Genomic DNA, 18,610 nt, shown 5'->3' with positions numbered 1-18,610 from the left:
CGTTTCGGGAGGGCGTCATGAAGGTAGTTTGTTTCAATATCAATGGCTTGCGCGCAAGACCTCATCAACTTTCTGCCATCATCGAACGCTATGATCCGGATGTGATCGGCCTTCAGGAAACCAAGGTCGCGGATGACCAGTTTCCCCTGGCTGAGGTCGAGGCCCTGGGCTATCACGTGCACTACCACGGCCAGAAGGGTCACTACGGCGTGGCCCTGCTCTCACGCCTGGCGCCGCTGGAGTTGCACAAGGGCTTTCCGGACGATGGTGAAGAATCCCAGAAGAGATTCATCTATGGCGTCTTCGCGGATCGCCAGGGTCAGCCGCTGGTGGTCATGAACGGCTATTTTCCTCAGGGCGAGAACATTGCCCATCCGACAAAATTCCCTGGCAAGAGGAAGTTCTACGCGGATCTTCAGAATTTACTTGAAGAGCGTTTCTCGCCGGACACCCCCATGCTGCTCATGGGCGACTTCAACATCTCCGCCCAGGATCACGACATCGGCATCGGCGCCGCCAACGCCAAGCGCTGGTTGCGTACCGGCGCCTGCAGCTTCCAGCCGGAAGAACGCGAATGGATGCAGCGGCTGCTCGGCTGGGGCCTGATCGACAGCTACCGCCAGCTGCACCCTGAGGTCGATGACCGCTTCAGCTGGTTCCCCTATCGCAGTCGCGGCTTCGAAGACGAACCCAAGCGCGGCCTGCGCATCGACACCATCCTGGCCTCGCGGATCCTGCAGGAGCGTATCGTCTCCGCCGGCGTGGACTACGAGATCCGCGGCATGGAGAAACCCTCCGACCATGCGCCGATCTGGCTGGAATTGACGTGAGGCCCTGTCACAGCGACGTCATGCGCCGCCCCTAAGGTGTCGGCCTCGCCTTAGGCTCGAGGCCGACCCATGAACTGCTCTGCTCCGGTATCCCGTCGCGCCTTGCTGCGGCGAGCGGCGCTCGCGACCTTGCTTCCGCTGCTGCCTCTACCCCTGCTGGCCAACGACGCCCCAACCACCCTCCTGCGCCTGCAGGGCTCCAATACCATCAATGCGCGCCTGGGCCCGCGCCTGGTCGCGGCCCTGCTCGCCGAGCACGGCTATCGCGATCCCCAGGTGATACCCACCGCGATGATGGACGAATGGCAGCTGGTGGCGCGCGCCCCGAATGGCGCTAGCGTGGCCGTGCAGATCGCGGCCCATGGTTCCAGTACCGGCTTTACCGCCCTGGCCGCAGGCACAACCGATCTCGCTGCCGCCTCGCGCCCGGTCACCGATAGCGAGGTGAACATTCTGGCCGGCCTGGGCGACCTGCGCAGCAAGGAGGCGGAATACGTCATCGGTCTGGATGGCCTGGCGATCATCGTGCATCCCGGGAATCCGCTACGGGAACTCGATTTGCAGCAGCTGGCGCGGATCTTCTCCGGCGACATCGCCGACTGGCAGCAACTGGGCGGCAAACCCGGGCCGATCCGGCTCTATGCGCGGGATGATCGCTCGGGCACCTACGACACCTTTCGCGAGCTGGTGTTGACTCCGGCCAGCAAACGCCTGAACGCCGCCGCCAGCCGCTTCGAATCCAACGAGGAACTGGCACAGCGGGTAGCCGAGGATCCCGCCGGCATAGGCTTCACCAGCCTGGCGGCGGCTGCCAGGTCGCCAAAGCTCGCCCTGCGCGATGGCGAAGGCCGTGCCATAGCGCCGAGCGAAGCCAGCATCGCCACCGAGGACTATCCGCTCGCCCGCCGGCTCTTCCTCTATGGCCCGCCTGCCCAGCGTTCGGACTGGGCGCGCAGCCTGCTGGAGTTCAGCCAGACCCCGGCCGGCCAGGCGGTGGTGCAGCAAAGCGGCTTCGTCGCCCAGCGCATCGAGCCTCTGACCATAGATGACACCCGCGGCATGCCACCGGCCTACGGCGAACTGGCGCGCCGTGCCCAGCGCCTGACGGTGAACTTCCGCTTCACCGCTGGCAGCGCACGCCTGGACAACAAGGCATTGCGTGATGTCGAGCGACTGGCCGCCTTCATGCACGAGCCGGAGAATGCCGGTCGCCAGCTGATTCTGCTGGGCTTCAACGACGCCACCGAAGATCCGGCACGCGCCGCCCTGCTGGCGCGCCTGCGGGCCACCGCGGTCGCCACGGCGTTGCGTCACCAGCAGGCCTTCGCCAGCGAGGTGCTTTCCCTCGGCGACCAGCTGCCCGTCGCAGGACTGTCGCCCAACGGCCGGGTAAAGAACCGGCGCGTCGAGGCCTGGATTCAATAGCGAGCAACGAAGCCAAGCCAACTGCGGGAAGAGGCCACAGGTACCAAGCGCGCCAGGCTGAATTGCAGACGCAGGGGTCTTCTGCTGAGTCGAGCGCCTAAAGTACTTAAAGTAACTTCTTAAAAGTAAAGTCTACTCAGGATTATAAAATCAACGCATACGATTGATTTAAAACACTATTATCGAAACAGATCCCATACTGCATTGAAGGGCTACCGGGAAGTAGGCGCGACTGTCTGCAGCCCCTGAACAACTTCGCCCGGCTTGATCCCGCGCCCGGAAAACCAGCCGGCCTGGGTTTCCAGCGCATAGCGCGCCGGGGCCTTTGAGCAATGATGGGTATCGGTCAGAGGCTGCATCTCGACGGTATTGAGGATCCTGCCACTCCTGTCGATGAAGGCGGCGGCCAGTGCGCTGGGGGTATCGCGCATCCACAGACAGCGTTGGTCATCCCCGGCAAACACGAACAGCATCCCTTCGCGGGCGCCCAGTGGCGGGCGCCCCATGAGCCCCTGAGCCCGTTGTGCAGGTGTGGTCGCCACCTCGACGGCCAGGCGCTGCTCACCGATCCGCAATTCGATCCGCTCCGCTGCCCAGCTGGGCATGGCAACCAACAGCAGGAAACCGACCCAAGCAGGACCTGGCATTCGTTTCGCTTCCTCGCGCGCATGGACAAAAAACGTCATCGCATGTGACCTTTACCGGACGAAAGCAATCTACCCCACATTGTCAGACAACCTCTCGAGTCCGATGTCGACCGCCAGCCTACCGCCCGCACCCTCACCCGCTCTGGCCACCCGCATTACCCTGGGCACGGTGCTCTTCACCTTTATCGCCTACCTTACCATCGGCATCCCCCTGGCCGTGCTGCCGGGGTACGTGCATGACCAGCTGGGCTTCAACTCCATCATCGCCGGCCTGGTAATCAGCAGTCAGTACCTGGCAACCCTGTTCTCGCGCTCCCACGCCGGACGCATCATCGATACCGTGGGCGCCAAGCAGTCGGTGCTCTACGGCATGCTTGGCTGCGGCCTCAGCGGCGTGCTGATGCTGGCCTCGGTGCTTCTGCAAGCCTGGCCCTGGGTCAGCCTCTCCGCCCTTCTGCTCGGCCGACTGGTGCTGGGCTGCGCCGAAAGCCTGTCAGGCACCGGTGCCATCTCCTGGGCGATCGGCCGGGTCGGCCCGGCCAACACCGCCAAGGTGATTTCCTGGAACGGCGTGGCCAGCTACGGCGCCCTGGCCATAGGCGCGCCGCTGGGCGTGGTGCTGGTGGATACCCTGGGGCTGTGGATCATGGGCGTCAGCATCATCGGGCTGGCCGCCGTGGGCTATCGCATCGCCAAACCCCGTCCGCCCATCGTCCCGGTGCGCGGCGAACGCCTGCCCTTCACCACCGTGCTGGGCCGGGTCCTGCCCTTCGGCCTCGGCCTGGCGCTGGGCGGCATCGGCTTCGGTACCCTGGCGACCTTCATTACCCTCTATTACGCCAGTCAGGGCTGGAGCGGAGCGGCGCTGTGCCTGACGGTGTTCGGCGGCTTCTTCATCGGTGTACGCCTGGTCTGCGCCAACGCCATCAACCGCCACGGCGGCTTTCGTGTCGCCATCGTCAGCCTGGCGGTGGAAGCCGTGGGTCTGGCCATCCTGTGGCTGGCGCCCAGCGTGACCACTGCCCTGGCGGGCGCCGCCCTCACCGGCATCGGCTTCTCGCTGGTGTTCCCGGCGCTTGCCGTGGAAGCGGTGCAGCGAGTTCCGTCCTCCAACCGGGGCGCCGCCCTGGCCGGCTATTCAGTATTCATCGACCTTTCGCTGGCAGTGACCGGGCCCCTGATCGGCGCCGTGGCCACGCACTTCGGCTATGCCGCCAGCTTTCTCTGGGCCGCCCTGGCCGCGCTCGCGGGCCTGGCCCTCAGCGTCCGCCTCCTCTGCCGTTTCGACGAGTCCTCTCGAGAACAGCCATGACCACGACCGCCCCTGCCGATACTTCGCTCGCCATCACGCTGCGCATCGTTTCGATCGTCGTCTTCAGCTTTTTGCTGTTCCTGGCGATCGGCCTGCCGCTGGCGATCCTGCCCGGCTACGTGCACGACGATCTCGGCTACGGCTCGGTGATCGCGGGTCTGGCGATCAGCATCCAGTACCTCGCCACCCTGTTCACCCGGCCCCTGGCCGGCAAGCTGGCCGACAGCATCGGCGCCAAGCGCGGCGTGATCTACGGCCTGTTCGGTTGCGTCGCCTGCGGCGTGCTGACCCTGCTGGCCACCTCGCTGCAAAGCCTGCCCGGCCTCAGCCTGAGCCTGCTGATCGTCGGCAGGGTCATCCTGGGCATGTCCCAGGCCATGATCGGCACCGGCTGTCTGAGCTGGGGCATGGGCAGCGTCGGCATGCAGCACGTGAGCAAGGTGATCTCCTGGAATGGCATCGCCGCCTACGGTGCCCTCGCGATCGGCGCGCCACTGGGCGTGGCCATGGTCGCCGGCCTGGGCCTGTGGAGCCTGGGCGTGGCCATCGCGCTACTGGGCGCCCTGGGCCTGGCCCTGGCCTGGAACAAGGAACCGGCACCGGTGATTCCCGGGGAGCGACTGCCCTTTCACAAGGTGTTCTGGCGCATCAGTCCCTTCGGTCTCTGCCTGTTGCTGAGCTCCGTCGGCTTCGGCGCCATCGCCACCTTCGTCACGCTCTACTATGCGAGCAATGGCTGGCCCAACGCCGCCTTCTGCCTGACTGCCTTCGGCGCAGCCTTCATCTGTGCGCGGCTGCTGTTCGCCGGCACCATCAACAAGCTCGGTGGCTTTCGCGTCGCCCTGGCCTGTTTCACTGTCGAGACCCTGGGTCTGCTGCTGCTCTGGCTGGCAGTCACCCCGCAGATGGCGCTGATCGGCGCGGCCATGGCCGGCTTTGGACTTTCGCTGGTCTATCCCGCCCTGGGCGTGGAGGCCATCGTCAAGGTACCGCCCACCAATCGCAGTGCGGCGCTGGGCGCCTACTCGCTGTGTCTGGACCTGGCGCTGGGCATCACCGGGCCATTGGCCGGGGCCATCGCCAATGGCTTCGGCTTCAGTGCCATCTTCCTCTTCGCCGGCCTCATGGCCCTGGCCGGCCTGGGCCTCAGCGCCCTGCTCTATCGCCGCGCCTTGCGCGAGCGTCCCGACCTCACGCCAGCCTGAGCGGCTGACCGGGTCAGCGGCAGGCGGCAGACGGCTGCTGCTTCGCCTAGCAGCTGTCGGCTGCCGACTTCCTGTGGTGCCTACAGCGGACCTGGATCCGGAATCGGCGCCGGGGGCTTGGCGGGCTCGGTCAGGTTCTCGGCCACCTCGTCGGGGATCTCGGTATCGATTTCCTCATCGGCCATGTCGGAGTCGTTGAGCGGTGCCTGATCGCCACCCAGCCAGAGGGCCAGCGGCGAGGTGGTGTCAGGCGCGGGAGAAAGAGAAAGGATCATGCCGTGGCTCCTGTGCCTGTCGGTCTCAGAGATTAGTAGGTCGGCGGGGCCAGATGTTTCATCCAGGCCCCTACCGCACGTCGCCGGATGGCAGGCAACTGACTGGTGCACGCCAGAGCGGCTGGTGACCTTCCAGGACAGAATTCGCCAAGCCTGGCAGCAGGTGTGGCCGCAGATCCTGGCGATTGGCCAGGCGGAAGGTCCAGGCCTGACTAGAATGAATAGATTCTCCACCCAGGAAAGGCCATCCATGGAAACCAACGCCCTCCCCCCTCACGCCTCGAATCTGCTCGCGGTCGTTTCGGAAGACGAGTTGCTGCTGCAAGCGCTGGTCCGTGAGGTCCTAAAACAGGAAGGCTTCCATGTGGAGACCTTTGGCACTGCCGATGCCGCCCTGCAGTTTCTCGAACTGCACTGGCAACAGGTCAACGTGGTGGTGTCCAACGTGCGGATGCCAGGCGTGATCGATGGCATCCAGCTGGCGAAAATCGTCAGTGAACGCTGGCCCGGAGTGCCCTTCGTGCTGATGTCCGGTTATGCCGGGATGAGAGATGACATTCCCACCGGTGTGCCCTTCCTTCATAAACCCTGGACACTGGATCAATTGACCGAGGCCGTCTGGAAGGTGGTACCGCTACCATCGCCTTGAGTGACCGTGGACAGGACCTGCAGCTGTCTGCTGAGCAGACGCAGAATTCGGCGGGCGACGGTAACCCAGATAGATCCCGGCAGACGCGAGCCTTCCAACGCTGCCGCTGAAGAGGATAGCCAAGGCGACATCCTCCTTACGGCTGACAACCTTCACTGCTGCCAGGGACGAAGGAAAGAACTGCGGCTATGGCAGGTATGCGCACACGGCGATATCGAGAAGAAGCGAATTGCAAGGTAATGGCCAACCAGCAATTTGCCGCTTGGCCAGAATTACGGAGCCTTACCGCCAATGAGCACCGTATCGGCTTGCAACGGTAAATGGGAGCCTTTCAGGCGAAGTTCGTTAACGGCATATAGCACCATGATATTAAGTGCTTCGACATTCAACACCGTGCGTTTGACAATAAGGCGAGACACCTTTGCTGGCACTCTGGGATCCAAGAGCGTCAACAAGACATCTTGACCCCGGTATTCGATGAAATGCTTCACCGGTGGATCCAGCAATTCCAACGCCTTTTTCAGGCTGTTCATGGAGCCCCCGGGGTGAAACCAGTGAAACGTTTCATCCTTTTGACATACTGCTTTCCATGCTGTCCTTGACCGTCCATCCGGCTCCTTGGATTAAGGCTATTTTCTAACGGTCGCAACGCTGCTTCTGTAGCCCGTTCAACATGTAGCGGGGAACGTCGAATGAACGAACAGGACCGGAAACATGGCCTTCTGCTACTGGAGCAATACTCCGCCGAACAAGATGCGATCAATCAGCTGTTGCGGCAGATCTACGAATGCCCTGGCACCTCTGACGCAGAAGCGCTCAAGGATATGCTGACGCTGTGCATAGCTGAAATACAGGACCGGCAGACCACCGTTCAAGGTGCGTTCCGCTTTTTACTTGATCTCAAGGAAAACCCGGGTAAGGAATAGCGAAGCGGCGATCATTTTTCATAAGCCGCTCCTCGACATTCGCTTATGCGCGGCAATCTCTTTGAAAGGAGGTCTTGCCTATTAACCGCCTCGCCTCATATAAAACCGAAAGTTTGATCAGTATTTCGCACTTCCAGCACAGCGATTGTTTTCAATATTGCCGATTGCATCACCCAGCAGAAGTTGTTGCCCTACGATTTTCGGAAGAGCCAACCCTATATCGTTGATGGAAAGGGACATCTTGATGAATCTGGAGAGTAGCCAAGCCCCCTGACATAAACCTGAAGAACACTGGCTTTTCATGCCTGGAGACCAGGCCCCAAAGACGCGTCTGTCTGAACCGGAAGGAGCCCGTCGAGGCGAGCCTAGCCAGTTTACCTATCAGCGCCTATCGCGATCCGCCGCGCTCGTCAGCGGCGCTCCCTTACCACCGCTGTTCGTGAAAGAGCCCAGCATTCAGGCTGGGCTCTTTCACGGCTCAGCTAGGGGCTACCGGGACGCTGGCTCCTGGTCATCGGCTTCACCAGGCTCGGGCGCTGACGGATCGTCGGGCGCGGGGACAGATGGTTCAGCGACATTGGTGTCATCGGGTTTCAATGGCTCAGCCGGAGCAGGCTCTGTCGCCTGCCCACCTTGCGCCGCGGCGAGCTGGGCATCGATCCCGAACATCGCCCTCGCGATCATTCCGGGAGCCTGGGGCGAACTGAATCTTTGCCAATGACTGGTGGTTGTGATCATGGGTCACCTCACAGTGAGACCAATATTGGCCTCACTGGGTTAGAGGCGCCACGGGGGTTACCTGTTCAGTGGCCACTATTACCGACGGTCCCGGGCTCAAGGCGCCGGCTTTCCATTCCTTTCAGCGCTGAGCCGACCGCTGCGACAGCGCCCGCTGACCTTCCTTCGCCATCTTCTGCAGCCGCAACTCAGCATTCCAATGCCTGGATTTCTTCCAGCGTGGGCGGCAACTCCTCCCGCGGTGATCCAGCATCTATTCGGCTTTTCGTTTGCTCGGACATATCCTGCTCCTGGGATGGCGACATCAGTGCACCATGAGCAGGGTCCTGGCGATTGCCGTTCCGTGGCCATCATCACCGGCGGTCCGAACACCGCTGGCGCTATTGCGAGTCGTAGCAGCCCTGTCGCCCCGACAGCGGCCTTATCACCACTGGCGGACCTATGCGACAATGAACCCAATGTCCGGCATGAGCATCGGCTTCATGGCCTACAGCTGGAAACCCTCCTCCAGATTTTTCCTTTCCACCTACGCTCGCTGAGTCGGCCAGGTTCAGTTCTGAGCAAGATTGCCAAGCTCGGTGTCGGTATCGAATCGGTACCGTCAGTTCCGGCGACGCCTTTAGTCCCTGATAGGTACCCCCTTGATCTCCACCGCTAACATCACCATGCAGTTTGGCGCCAAGCCGCTGTTCGAGAACGTGTCCGTCAAATTCGGCAACGGCCATCGCTATGGCCTGATCGGCGCCAACGGTTGCGGCAAGTCCACCTTCATGAAGATTCTCGGGGGCGATCTAGAACCCACCGGCGGCCAGGTGATGCTCGAACCCAACGTGCGCCTGGGCAAGCTGCGCCAGGATCAGTTCGCCTACGAGGACTGCACGGTCATCGATACCGTGATCATGGGTCACGCCGAGCTGGCCAAGGTCAAGGCCGAGCGCGATCGCATCTATTCGCTGCCAGAAATGAGCGAAGACGACGGCATGGCCGTGGCCGAACTGGAGGTGCAGTTCGCCGAATTCGACGGCTACACCGCCGAAGCCCGTGCCGGCGAGCTGCTGCTCGGCCTGGGCATCCCCCAGGATCAGCATTTCGGCCCCATGAGCGCCGTCGCCCCTGGCTGGAAGCTGCGCGTGCTGCTGGCCCAGGCCCTCTTCTCCGATCCGGAACTGCTGCTGCTCGACGAACCGACCAACCACCTGGACATCAACACCATCCGCTGGCTGGAAGGCATCCTGGTCGCTCGCAACAGCACCATGATCATCATTTCCCACGATCGTCACTTCCTGAACAGCGTCTGCACCCACATGGCCGACCTGGATTACGGCGAACTGCGCCTGTTCCCGGGCAACTACGACGAGTACATGACCGCCGCCACCCAGGCACGCGAGCGCCTGCTGTCGGACAACGCCAAGAAGAAAGCCCAGATCGCCGAACTGCAGCAGTTCGTCAGCCGCTTCTCGGCCAACGCTTCCAAGGCCAAGCAGGCCACCAGCCGGGCGCGCCAGATCGACAAGATCCAGCTGGACGAGGTCAAGCCGTCCAGCCGCGTCAGCCCCTTCATCCGCTTCGAGCAGAACAAGAAGCTGCACCGCCAGGCGGTGACCCTGGAAAATGTCACCCAGGGCTTCGACGGCACCCCGCTGTTCAAGCGCCTGGGCCTGCAGATCGAAGCCGGCGAGCGGGTCGCCATCATCGGCCCCAACGGCATTGGCAAGACCACCCTGCTGCGCACCCTGGTGGGCGAGATGGCCCCTCAGAGCGGTGAAGTGAAGTGGACCGACAGCGCTGATGTCGGCTATTTCGCCCAGGACCACGCCGAGGACTTCGCCGACGATGCCACCCTGTTCGAGTGGATGGGCCAATGGACGCAGGGGGGCGAGCAGATGGTACGCGGCACCCTGGGCCGCATGCTGTTCTCCAGCGACGACATCCAGAAGTCGATCAAGGTCATCTCCGGGGGTGAGCAGGGCCGCATGCTGTTCGGCAAGCTGATCCTGAAGAAGCCCAACGTACTGGTGATGGACGAGCCCACCAACCACCTGGACATGGAATCCATCGAGGCGCTGAACCTGGCGCTGGAAAACTATCCGGGCACCCTGATCTTCGTCAGCCACGACCGCGAATTCGTCTCGTCCCTGGCGACTCGCATCCTCGACCTGAGCGAGACCGGCGTGGTCGATTTCAGCGGCAGCTACGACGACTACCTGCGTAGCCAGGGCATCAACGGCTGACCCCAGGGTTCGTGTAGTGGGTATCGCAACCCACTACACGAACAAAATAGATGGTGCCCTAAGCAGTTACCCTAGGTATCATTTCGCACCGAAACGGGTACTCGACCAGGATCGCCGCGATCATTACCTATCGTTTGCGCCGGGAGACCAGGGGTCTCCTGCCACGTCTCGTAACACGTAGCGCCCCCTTCCGGCACGCTCGACGGGCTCCCTGTCGCATCCTGATCTCCCCGCCTGGCAGCGGCCGCACCCGGTCTCCCAGGACGCTTGGCTGCAACCCAATAAATCAGAACATTGCCGGACGGCCGCTGTCGCAACTGACTGCCATGCCCTACCGGTTGCCCACCCCTGCCCGTCCGTTCGCGGCCAGCCCGGGGTTGCCCAACTCGAGGTCGGGCTCCGACGCCCGCTCTCCCTCAGGTGTAAAGCGAGACACTGTCTCAGGAGTACGATGAATGCACAGTGGTAACGAAGAGTCGGATTTCGTTTTCGTCGGCGCGGGAATCATGAGCGCGACCCTGGCGGTCATGCTCAAGGAGCTGGAGCCCACGAGTACCGTCGAGGTACTCGAACTGCTCGACGTAGGCGCGGCGGAGAGTTCCAACCCCTGGAACAACGCTGGAACCGGCCATGCGGCCCTCTGCGAGTTGAACTACACGCCCGAAAAGGCGGACGGCAGCATCGACATCACCAAGGCCCTCAGCATCAACGGCATGTTCGAGGCTTCCAGGCAGTTCTGGTCCTATCTGGTGGAAGAAGGCCACTTCGGCTCGCCGCGCGCCTTCATCAGCCCGGTGCCGCACATGTCCTTCGTGCATGGCGCCAAGGACATCGCCTTCCTGCGCAAGCGCTATGAAGCCCTCAAGGACCACGCCTGCTTCGACGGCATGGAGTATTCCGAGGATCACGCCAAGCTGCGCGAGTGGATGCCGCTGGTGATGGAAGGCCGGCCGGCCACCGAAGCCGTGGCCGCGACCCATGTGGCCGGGGGTACCGATGTCAACTTCGGCGCCCTGACCATGAGCCTGCTGGGTCACCTGCAGACCCGCCCCGGCACCCAGGTCCGTTACAACCAGAAGGTGGTGGACCTGACCCGCGAGGCCGACCAGCGCTGGCGCCTGACCATCGAGGACAGTCGTTCCGGTGCCACCCGGACGCTGATCGCCAAGTTCGTCTTTCTCGGCGCCGGTGGCGCGGCCCTGCCGCTGCTGCAGAAGTCGGGCATTCCCGAGGGCGCCGGCTATGGCGGTTTCCCGGTGAGCGGCCAGTGGCTGCGCTGCGACGATCCGCACATCGTCGAGCGCCACCAGGCCAAGGTCTACGGCCTGGCCGGGGTCAATTCGCCGCCGATGTCGGTCCCGCACCTGGACACCCGGGTGGTGGATGGCAAGAAGTCGCTGCTGTTCGGACCCTTCGCCGGCTTCACCACCAAGTTTCTCAAGCGTGGCTCCTTCCTCGACCTGCCCAAGTCGATCAAGTCGGGCAACATCGGCCCCATGCTCGCCGTGGCGCGGGACAACATGCCGCTGACCCGCTACCTGGTCGGCCAGGTGCTGCAGTCCTTCGACCAGCGCGTCGAGGAATTGCGCGCCTTCTACCCGGCCGTGCGCAAGCAGGACTGGCGCCTGGAAGTGGCGGGCCAGCGGGTGCAGATCATCAAGAAGGATCCGCAGAAAGGCGGCGTGCTGCAGTTCGGCACCGAGATCGTCGCCTCCGGTGACGGCACCATCGCTGCCCTGCTAGGTGCCTCCCCAGGCGCTTCCACCTCGGTGTCCATAATGCTGACCCTGGTCGAACGCTGCTTCCCCAGCCGTTATCAGAGCGAAGCGTGGCAGGCCAAGCTGCGCACCATGTTCCCGGCCTTCGGCCACAAGCTGGCGGAAGAACCGGAGCTGCTGCGCGAAGTGCGCGAGCGCACCACCCGCGTGCTGCAACTCGACCAGCCGGCGTGATGCCGCAGACGCCGGACCGGTCACCCGGTCCGGCGTCTTCTTTCCTGCAGATCTGCTTCGAAACTCCCCACCCCCTCCAAACGCCCTCTCTCCCCCGGGAAAAGGCTGGGGTGAGGGAGTCTTTATCCTCCAGGCCTCCGCCTAATCCCCCAGCGCCGCCCCCTCCCGCCGTGGGTCCGCACCACCCAGCCAGCCTGATCCGACTCGGCGAATGACCTGGATGCCACTGGTCATCTCATCCTCGCGCACCTGATGCCCACGCTGCTCCAGCGCCTGGCGCAGGGCCGGGGTGGTCTCGCCGCGCTCCAGCTCGGTGGGGCCGTTGCGGCTGCCGAAATTCGGCAGCCCCGCAGCCGCCTGGGGATCCAGCTGCCAGTCCAGCAGGCCGACCAGGGTCTTGACCACATAGCCGGCGATCTGTGAACCGCCCGGCGAACCAAGGGCCGCCAGCAGCTTATTGCTCTGGCGATCGAATACCAGGGTCGGCGACATGGTCGAGCGCGGCCGCTTGCCCGGCTCCACCCGGTTGGCCACCGGCAGCCCCTTCTCACGCGGCACGAAGGAAAAGTCCGTCAGCTGATTGTTGAGCATGAAGCCCTTCACCATCAGATGGGAGCCGAAGTAGCTCTCCACCGTGGTGGTCATGGACAGGGCGCTGCCCCAGGCGTCCGCGGCCACCACCTGCGAGGTTGAGATGCGCAGCGGCGAGCGATCCGGCGCCCAGGCCAGGGTCGGTCCGGGCGGAACACCGGGCGCTGCCTTGCCCGTACTTCGCTCGCCGACCTGCTGGGCACGACTGGCCAGATAACCCGGGTCGAGCAGGCCCTTGACGTTGACCGGCACCAGCTCCGGATCGGCCACGTACTGGGCGCGATCGGCATAGGCCAGGCGCTCGGCCTCGGCGATCAGATGCACGGCTTCGGGACGTGGCTCCCAGGCCGCCGGCAGCGCGGTCGGCACCGGCCGCAGCGGCGCCAGGGCCCAGGCCGGATCACGGGCTTCCAGGGCCTGGAGGATGCCCAGGGTCTGGGCCACGGTGATGCCACCGGCGGGCGGCGGCATGCCGCAGACGCGCCAGCGCTGGTAGTCGGTGCACAGCGGCGTACGAATCCTGGCGCGATAGCCAGCCAGATCCTGGAGACTCAGGCTGCCGGGATTGGGGCTTTGCTGCACGGCCGTGGCGATGGCCTCGGCCAGGTCGCCACGATAGAGCGCTCCGGCGCCTTCCCGGGCAATCAGCGCCAGGGTCTCGGCCAGCTCGGGGTTACGCAGCCGGGTACCCACCGGCTTCACCTGGCCCTGGGCATCCAGGTAGAGCCCGGCCATGCCGGGCGACTGCTTGAGGAAGGGATCGTGCACAAGCTGGTTATGCAATCGCGGCGACAATGGGAAACCTTCGCGGGCCAGGCGGATCGCCGGCTCGAACAGCACCTGCCAGGCCAGCTTGCCGTGGTCGCGATGCGCCAGCTCCAGCGCGCGCAAGACCCCGGGCACCCCAACCGAACGGCCGCCGATACGCGCCTCCTCGAAGGCCATGGGGCTGCCGTCCGCATGCAGGAAGAGCCTTTCCGTGGCCCCCGCCGGCGCGGTCTCGCGACCATCGTAGGCCTGGACCTTGCGACCGTCCCAGTAGAGCAGGAAGGCGCCGCCGCCAATCCCCGAGGATTGCGGCTCGACCAGGGTCAGGACCGCCTGCATGGCGATGGCGGCATCGATGGCCGAGCCACCCTGGCGCAGGATTTCCCGCCCTGCCTCGGCGGCCAGGGGATTGGCCGCTGCTGCCATCTGCCGGGTGGCTGCACTGGCCGTCAACCCAGGGCGGTAACCGGAACCGGCCTCGGGGGCCGTGGGCAAGGAGGTCTCGCGGCTGTGGCTACAGGCAGCCAGGGTCAGGGACAGGAAAAGAGGCGTAAGGATCGACAAGGGGGTTCGCAACGTGGGGCTCCTGGGCAACGGGGGCTTTCGCCCGCCAAGCCTAGCCCATCATCCGGCCCTGCGCCGCCGCGCCTGCCCTAGAGCGGCAGGCGATGATGCAGAAAGCCGCCGCAGAGCACATCCAGCCAGAGCAGCTGGTGCAGGGCGACGATGGCGAAGAACACCAGCCGAAAGCTCAGCTTGACCGTCTTGTGGCGGAATCGCTGCTGGGCGATCAGGGCGCCCGGCCAGCCGCCGAGCAATTCGCCCAGGTGCAGCATGCGCTCCGACACGCGCCAGCCCTTGTCGCGGGCGCGCTGCTTGTCGTGCTTGTAGAGCTGGTAGGTAACGATGCTCGCGATCAGATAGAGCGGCAATGGCCAGAGCACCCCGCGGCCGAAGGCCAAGGACAGCATGCCCACCAAGGGCAGGATGAAGACCGCGATCTGCAACAGCGCCAGCATGTCCTGGCGGGCGATGGCCGCGCGTTGCTGATAGGGCGTCAGCGACCCTGCCCGCTTGGCGGCCTTGGGGGAAGCGTTCTGCGTAGAAGCACGAGCCGGCTTGCGCCGGCTCTGCTGTTCCTGCTCGGGTTTCACCCGGCCGCCTTGGCCGCGTGCCAGTCGATCCAGCCGAATTGCCAGGTGGCCAGGATCAGCAGTCCGAAGACGATGCGGTACCAGCCGAAGACCACATAGCTGTGGTTGCCGATGAATTTCAGCAGCGCCTTCACCGCCAGCATGGCGAAGATGAAGGAGGTGACGAAGCCGACCGCGAAGATCATCGCATCGCTGGGAACGAACATGTGGCGGTACTTGTAGACCGAGTAGACGGTCGCACCCACCATGGTCGGCATGGCCAGGAAGAAGGAGAACTCGGTGGCCGCCTTGCGCGACAGGCCGAACAGCAGGCCGCCGATGATGGTGGAACCGGAGCGCGAGGTGCCCGGAATCATCGCCAGGCACTGGGCGCAGCCGACCTTGAGGGCGTCATGCCAGCGCATGTCGTCCACCTCTTCCACACGGATGCGATGCTTGCGCTTTTCCGCCCAGATCATGATCACGCCGCCGATCACCAGGGCGAAGGCCACGGTAATGGGGTTGAACAGATATTCGTGGATCAGATCACCGAGGATCACGCCCAGCACCGCAGCGGGCAGGAAGGCGACGATCAGATTGCCGGTGAAGCGCTGCGCATAGGACTTGCGCGGCAGGTCGGTGACGATCTCGAAGACCTTGAAGCGGTACTCCCAGACCACGGCCAGGATGGCCGCCAACTGAATCACGATGTTGAAGGCAATGACGGTATCGCCGCGAAAACCGATCAGATCCGCCACCACGATCTGGTGGCCGGTACTGGAAACCGGCAGAAACTCGGTGATGCCCTCGACGATCCCCAGAATCAGCGCCTGCAAGGCACTCCATAGGTCCATGGTATTACTCCATCCAAGTGAAACATTTGCAGGTAGCCGGAGCTGCAGGCTCCGGCGGCAACGGGGTTCGAACCGTGACGCTCCGCAGGGCGTGGCCCTTCGCGGTACCCAAGACAGCATGTGCTGAAGTCAGCGCCCGGCACCTTACCAGAGCGAGACCGGTTGAAGAGACCGATAGACGGCCATTAGGTGCCGTACAATGACAAATTCAATCTTTCCGGATGTGAAGCATGTCGTTTCTGGAGTCCCTCACCACCCTGCTGGGCATGTCGCCCGTGGAGCTGCTGGCCGCCGTTCTCGGGGTGATCGCCGTCTGGCTGACGGTCCGCCAGAACATCTGGGCCTGGCCCATCGGGCTGGTGATGGTGGTGCTCTACGCCTGGATCTTCCTGGACGTGAAGCTGTATTCCGACATGCTGCTGCAGTGCATCTATGCGGTGCTGCAACTCTATGGCTGGTGGCAATGGCTGAGGGGTGGCCAGCAGCACCAGGGCCGGGTGGTCAGCTCGCTCGCGGCGAGGCCGTTGCTGGCCGGTCTTGGCGTCGGCGCCCTGGGTAGCCTTGCCCTCGGCTATTTCATGGGTACCCACACCGATGCCGCCCTGCCCTGGCTGGATGCGGCGCTCACCGGCTTCAGCCTGGTCGCGCAGTTCTGGATGGCGCAGAAGCGGCTGCAATGCTGGGTGTTGTGGTTCGTGCTGGACGTCATATATGTGGGCCTCTTCTATTACAAGGGCCTCTACCCCACCGCGATCCTCTATGCGGTCTTCGTCGGCCTCGCCGCCTATGGCTGGCTGGATTGGCGTCGCACCCTGGCGACCGCGCGATGAAGGTCGTGGTGCTGACCGGTCCCGAATCCAGTGGCAAATCCTGGCTGGCGACGCTCCTGAGCGAGAGATTCGGCGGTGTCCGGGTCGATGAGTACGTTCGCGAATACTGCGCGGAGCACGGCACCGACACCAGCCTGGCGGATGTGGAGCTCATCGCCCGCGAGCAATTGCGTCGCGAAGACCAGGCGCGGGCCCGTGCGCCGGCCTTGCTGCTGCTGGACACCCATCTGCTGAGCAACCTGCTGTGGAGTCGTCTGCTGTTCGATGCCGCGCCCGCCTGGCTGGAGCCGGCGCTGCTGGCCCGCCGCTATGACCTGCACCTGCTGCTCGACCCGCGCGATGTCGCCTGGCAGGACGACGGCCAGCGCTGCCAGCCGGAGCTCGCCGAGCGCCTGGCATTCTTCGCCCACTGCCGGGACTGGCTGCAGACCCGTGGCCAACCGGTGCTGGAAATCGCCGGCGACTGGCCCGAGCGGCAACGCGCCGCGCTGGCCGCGGTGAGCCGCTTGCTGCACGAGTCCTGACCCGTCGGTAGAATGACGTCCTACACCGGAGAACGCCATGCACGACGACGATGCCTCTTTCGCTGACTTCACCCGCGGGATCCGTCCGCTCAGGCAGGATCGCGCCGACACCGGCAAGTCGCGCGCCGACCTGGGCCAGATCGCCCAGCGCCGGGCCGATGCGACCAAGACCTCGACCACGACCCGGGTGGATGGCCTGAGCGATGCCTTCGTCATCGATGTAGGCGCCGAAGACGAACTCTACTGGGGCCGCGATGGTGTCCAGGACACCCAGTTGAAGCGCCTCAAGAGCGGCCAGATCCCTTTCGAGGGCAGCCTGGACCTGCATGGCATGACCGTGGAAAGAGCCCGGGAGACCCTCTGGGACTTTCTCGCCGAGGCCACCCGCCTGGAAATCCGCTGCGTGCGCATCACCCATGGCAAGGCCGCGCGCCTGGATGGGCGCCGACCGCTGATCAAGAGTCACGTCAACACCTGGTTGCGCCAGCACGCCAAGGTGCTGGGCTTCACCTCCTGCCTGCCCCGCCACGGCGGGACCGGCTCGCTTTATGTCTTGCTCAAGCGCACCATGCTCGAAGGTCGCGACGAGTGACTCCGCGACTCGGGTGACGTCTCATCCGAGCGCCAACCTCCTTATCGACAAACAGGAACCCAAATGTCTCTCGAACAGCACTACTCCTCGATCCTGACCGGACTCGGCGAAGACATCGGCCGGGAGGGGCTGGTGGACACGCCCAAGCGCGCGGCCAAGGCCATGCAGTACCTCTGCCGTGGCTACACCCAGACGCTGGAAGAGGTGGTGGGCGAGGCGCTCTTCACCTCGGACAACAGCGAGATGGTGCTGGTCAAGAACATCGAGCTTTACTCCCTGTGCGAGCACCACATGCTGCCCTTCATCGGCAAGGCCCATGTCGCCTACATGCCCAAGGGCAAGGTGCTGGGGCTGTCCAAGGTGGCACGCATCGTCGACATGTTCGCCCGCCGACTGCAGATCCAGGAAAACATGACCCGGCAGATCGCCGAAGCCATCGAGAAGGTCACGGGCGCGGCCGGCGTCGCGGTGGTCATCGAGGCGCAGCACATGTGCATGATGATGCGTGGCGTGGAGAAGCAGAATTCCTCCATGGTCACCTCGGTGATGCTGGGCCAGTTCCGCGCCAGCGATGCCACCCGCGCCGAATTCCTCAGCCTGATCAGTCGCTGAGTCGGCCGCGACGTCCGTCATTTCGTAGGGTCGAAACCTCGAATCTCCGGGAGACCTGCACGCCATGGCGGACGTCCACAGCCTTACCCTGTTCAGAGCCCAACCCGAACGCACCCAGGCGCTGGGCGCCCACCTGCTGGATCTGGCCGCTGTGGCGGTACGGGACGAGGGGTGCCTGGACTATCGGGTATTCCAGGGCAGCGAGGACGGCGATATCTGGGTGGTCCAGGCCCGCTGGATCTCGCTCGCCGCCCAGGACGACCACTTCAACCAGCCACACACCCTCGCCTTTCTGGACGAGCTGCCCAAGCTGGCGGACGAAATGGATCTGTATCCGCTGGCGCCCAAAACGCCTACGGCTGAGCTCTGACGAGAGGCTGTCAGGGTTGCGATAAAGCATAGGTTGGGCTGAGACGGCTCCCTCGTCGAAGCCCAACACGACCGGTGCCAAGGCAGGAGCTGTTGGGGGTGGGGGGGGGCCCCCCCCCCCCCCACACGGTTTTAGCTTTTTAACCC

General features: G+C 64.1%; 20 protein-coding genes. 13 read left to right on the top strand and 7 right to left on the bottom strand.

Annotated features, from left to right (window positions below; genetic code table 11):
- Positions 1-17 precede the first annotated feature (17 nt).
- Both xthA and QMX82_RS01050 read left to right on the top strand, forming a co-directional pair.
- Positions 18-830: an exodeoxyribonuclease III gene (xthA, locus tag QMX82_RS01055; protein WP_282280890.1), complete on the top strand. Its 813-nt coding sequence runs from the start codon at positions 18-20 to the stop codon at positions 828-830.
- Between the two features lie 69 nt (positions 831-899).
- The gene (locus QMX82_RS01050) at positions 900-2,255 is read left to right on the top strand and encodes a substrate-binding domain-containing protein (protein ID WP_282280889.1); all 1,356 of its coding nucleotides are present in this window, start codon (positions 900-902) and stop codon (positions 2,253-2,255) included.
- A 212-nt stretch (positions 2,256-2,467) separates the two neighbouring features.
- Here the strand turns inward: QMX82_RS01050 and QMX82_RS01045 are convergent, their stop codons facing one another.
- Positions 2,468-2,941: a DUF192 domain-containing protein gene (locus QMX82_RS01045; RefSeq protein ID WP_282280888.1), complete on the bottom strand. Its 474-nt coding sequence runs from the start codon at positions 2,939-2,941 to the stop codon at positions 2,468-2,470.
- Between the two features lie 64 nt (positions 2,942-3,005).
- On the opposite strand from QMX82_RS01045, the gene QMX82_RS01040 reads away from it, so the two are divergent.
- Positions 3,006-4,214, top strand: coding sequence for an MFS transporter (locus QMX82_RS01040; RefSeq protein WP_282280887.1), 1,209 nt, complete (start codon positions 3,006-3,008; stop codon positions 4,212-4,214).
- On the top strand, positions 4,211-5,419 hold the full coding sequence (locus QMX82_RS01035) for an MFS transporter (RefSeq protein ID WP_282280886.1): 1,209 nt from the start codon (positions 4,211-4,213) through the stop codon (positions 5,417-5,419). Before QMX82_RS01040 ends, QMX82_RS01035 begins: the two co-directional genes overlap by 4 nt.
- Before the next feature lie 80 nt (positions 5,420-5,499).
- On the opposite strand, the gene QMX82_RS01030 is transcribed toward QMX82_RS01035, so the two are convergent.
- Positions 5,500-5,694, bottom strand: a complete 195-nt coding sequence (locus QMX82_RS01030; protein WP_208695059.1) for a hypothetical protein — start codon at positions 5,692-5,694, stop codon at positions 5,500-5,502.
- Positions 5,695-5,944: 250 nt separating this feature from the next.
- Between QMX82_RS01030 and QMX82_RS01025 the strand changes: the two genes are divergently transcribed.
- Positions 5,945-6,343 carry a response regulator gene (locus QMX82_RS01025; RefSeq protein WP_282280885.1) on the top strand — a complete coding sequence of 133 codons (399 nt, stop codon included), beginning with the start codon at positions 5,945-5,947 and terminating at the stop codon, positions 6,341-6,343.
- A gap of 272 nt (positions 6,344-6,615) precedes the next feature.
- On the opposite strand, the gene QMX82_RS01020 is transcribed toward QMX82_RS01025, so the two are convergent.
- Positions 6,616-6,876 (bottom strand): hypothetical protein, encoded by a 261-nt coding sequence (locus QMX82_RS01020; RefSeq protein ID WP_282280884.1) that lies wholly within the window; start codon positions 6,874-6,876, stop codon positions 6,616-6,618.
- A 159-nt stretch (positions 6,877-7,035) separates the two neighbouring features.
- Here QMX82_RS01020 and QMX82_RS01015 point away from each other — a divergent pair, with 159 nt between their 5' ends.
- Complete coding sequence (locus QMX82_RS01015) at positions 7,036-7,269, top strand: hypothetical protein (RefSeq protein WP_282280883.1); 234 nt, start codon at positions 7,036-7,038, stop codon at positions 7,267-7,269.
- 117 nt (positions 7,270-7,386) lie between these two features.
- Here QMX82_RS01015 and QMX82_RS01010 read toward each other — a convergent pair whose 3' ends face one another.
- On the bottom strand, positions 7,387-7,509 hold the full coding sequence (locus QMX82_RS01010) for a hypothetical protein (protein WP_282280882.1): 123 nt from the start codon (positions 7,507-7,509) through the stop codon (positions 7,387-7,389).
- A 1,139-nt stretch (positions 7,510-8,648) separates the two neighbouring features.
- On the opposite strand from QMX82_RS01010, the gene QMX82_RS01005 reads away from it, so the two are divergent.
- Both QMX82_RS01005 and mqo read left to right on the top strand, forming a co-directional pair.
- Positions 8,649-10,238, top strand: coding sequence for an ABC-F family ATPase (locus QMX82_RS01005; protein ID WP_208691301.1), 1,590 nt, complete (start codon positions 8,649-8,651; stop codon positions 10,236-10,238).
- Between the two features lie 455 nt (positions 10,239-10,693).
- The gene (gene mqo / locus QMX82_RS01000) at positions 10,694-12,190 is read left to right on the top strand and encodes a malate dehydrogenase (quinone) (protein WP_282280881.1); all 1,497 of its coding nucleotides are present in this window, start codon (positions 10,694-10,696) and stop codon (positions 12,188-12,190) included.
- 141 nt (positions 12,191-12,331) lie between these two features.
- Here the strand turns inward: mqo and QMX82_RS00995 are convergent, their stop codons facing one another.
- From QMX82_RS00995 to QMX82_RS00985, 3 genes are all read right to left on the bottom strand, one after another.
- Positions 12,332-14,125: a gamma-glutamyltransferase family protein gene (locus tag QMX82_RS00995; RefSeq protein ID WP_442969363.1), complete on the bottom strand. Its 1,794-nt coding sequence runs from the start codon at positions 14,123-14,125 to the stop codon at positions 12,332-12,334.
- 77 nt (positions 14,126-14,202) lie between these two features.
- Positions 14,203-14,703: a DUF1294 domain-containing protein gene (locus QMX82_RS00990; RefSeq protein ID WP_282280880.1), complete on the bottom strand. Its 501-nt coding sequence runs from the start codon at positions 14,701-14,703 to the stop codon at positions 14,203-14,205.
- Positions 14,700-15,536, bottom strand: a complete 837-nt coding sequence (locus tag QMX82_RS00985; RefSeq protein ID WP_158896727.1) for an undecaprenyl-diphosphate phosphatase — start codon at positions 15,534-15,536, stop codon at positions 14,700-14,702. The genes QMX82_RS00990 and QMX82_RS00985 overlap by 4 nt, the downstream gene beginning before the upstream one ends.
- A 266-nt stretch (positions 15,537-15,802) precedes the next feature.
- On the opposite strand from QMX82_RS00985, the gene pnuC reads away from it, so the two are divergent.
- The 5 genes from pnuC (at position 15,803) to QMX82_RS00960 (ending at position 18,464) form a co-directional block, all read left to right on the top strand.
- Positions 15,803-16,366: a nicotinamide riboside transporter PnuC gene (pnuC, locus tag QMX82_RS00980; protein WP_208694974.1), complete on the top strand. Its 564-nt coding sequence runs from the start codon at positions 15,803-15,805 to the stop codon at positions 16,364-16,366.
- Positions 16,363-16,890, top strand: coding sequence for an AAA family ATPase (locus QMX82_RS00975; RefSeq protein WP_282280879.1), 528 nt, complete (start codon positions 16,363-16,365; stop codon positions 16,888-16,890). Before pnuC ends, QMX82_RS00975 begins: the two co-directional genes overlap by 4 nt.
- Positions 16,891-16,927: 37 nt before the next feature.
- Positions 16,928-17,482 carry a Smr/MutS family protein gene (locus QMX82_RS00970; RefSeq protein WP_282280878.1) on the top strand — a complete coding sequence of 185 codons (555 nt, stop codon included), beginning with the start codon at positions 16,928-16,930 and terminating at the stop codon, positions 17,480-17,482.
- A gap of 63 nt (positions 17,483-17,545) precedes the next feature.
- The gene (gene folE / locus QMX82_RS00965; protein ID WP_208691306.1) at positions 17,546-18,094 is read left to right on the top strand and encodes a GTP cyclohydrolase I FolE; all 549 of its coding nucleotides are present in this window, start codon (positions 17,546-17,548) and stop codon (positions 18,092-18,094) included.
- 64 nt (positions 18,095-18,158) lie between these two features.
- Positions 18,159-18,464 carry a putative quinol monooxygenase gene (locus QMX82_RS00960; RefSeq protein ID WP_208691307.1) on the top strand — a complete coding sequence of 102 codons (306 nt, stop codon included), beginning with the start codon at positions 18,159-18,161 and terminating at the stop codon, positions 18,462-18,464.
- The last annotated feature ends 146 nt before the right edge of the window (positions 18,465-18,610 follow it).

This window comes from Pseudomonas sp. PS02302 (assembly GCF_029959585.1).
Taxonomy (GTDB): Bacteria; Pseudomonadota; Gammaproteobacteria; order Pseudomonadales; family Pseudomonadaceae; genus Chryseomonas; species Chryseomonas aestiva.
This window is presented reverse-complemented; position numbering and strand designations above follow the sequence as displayed.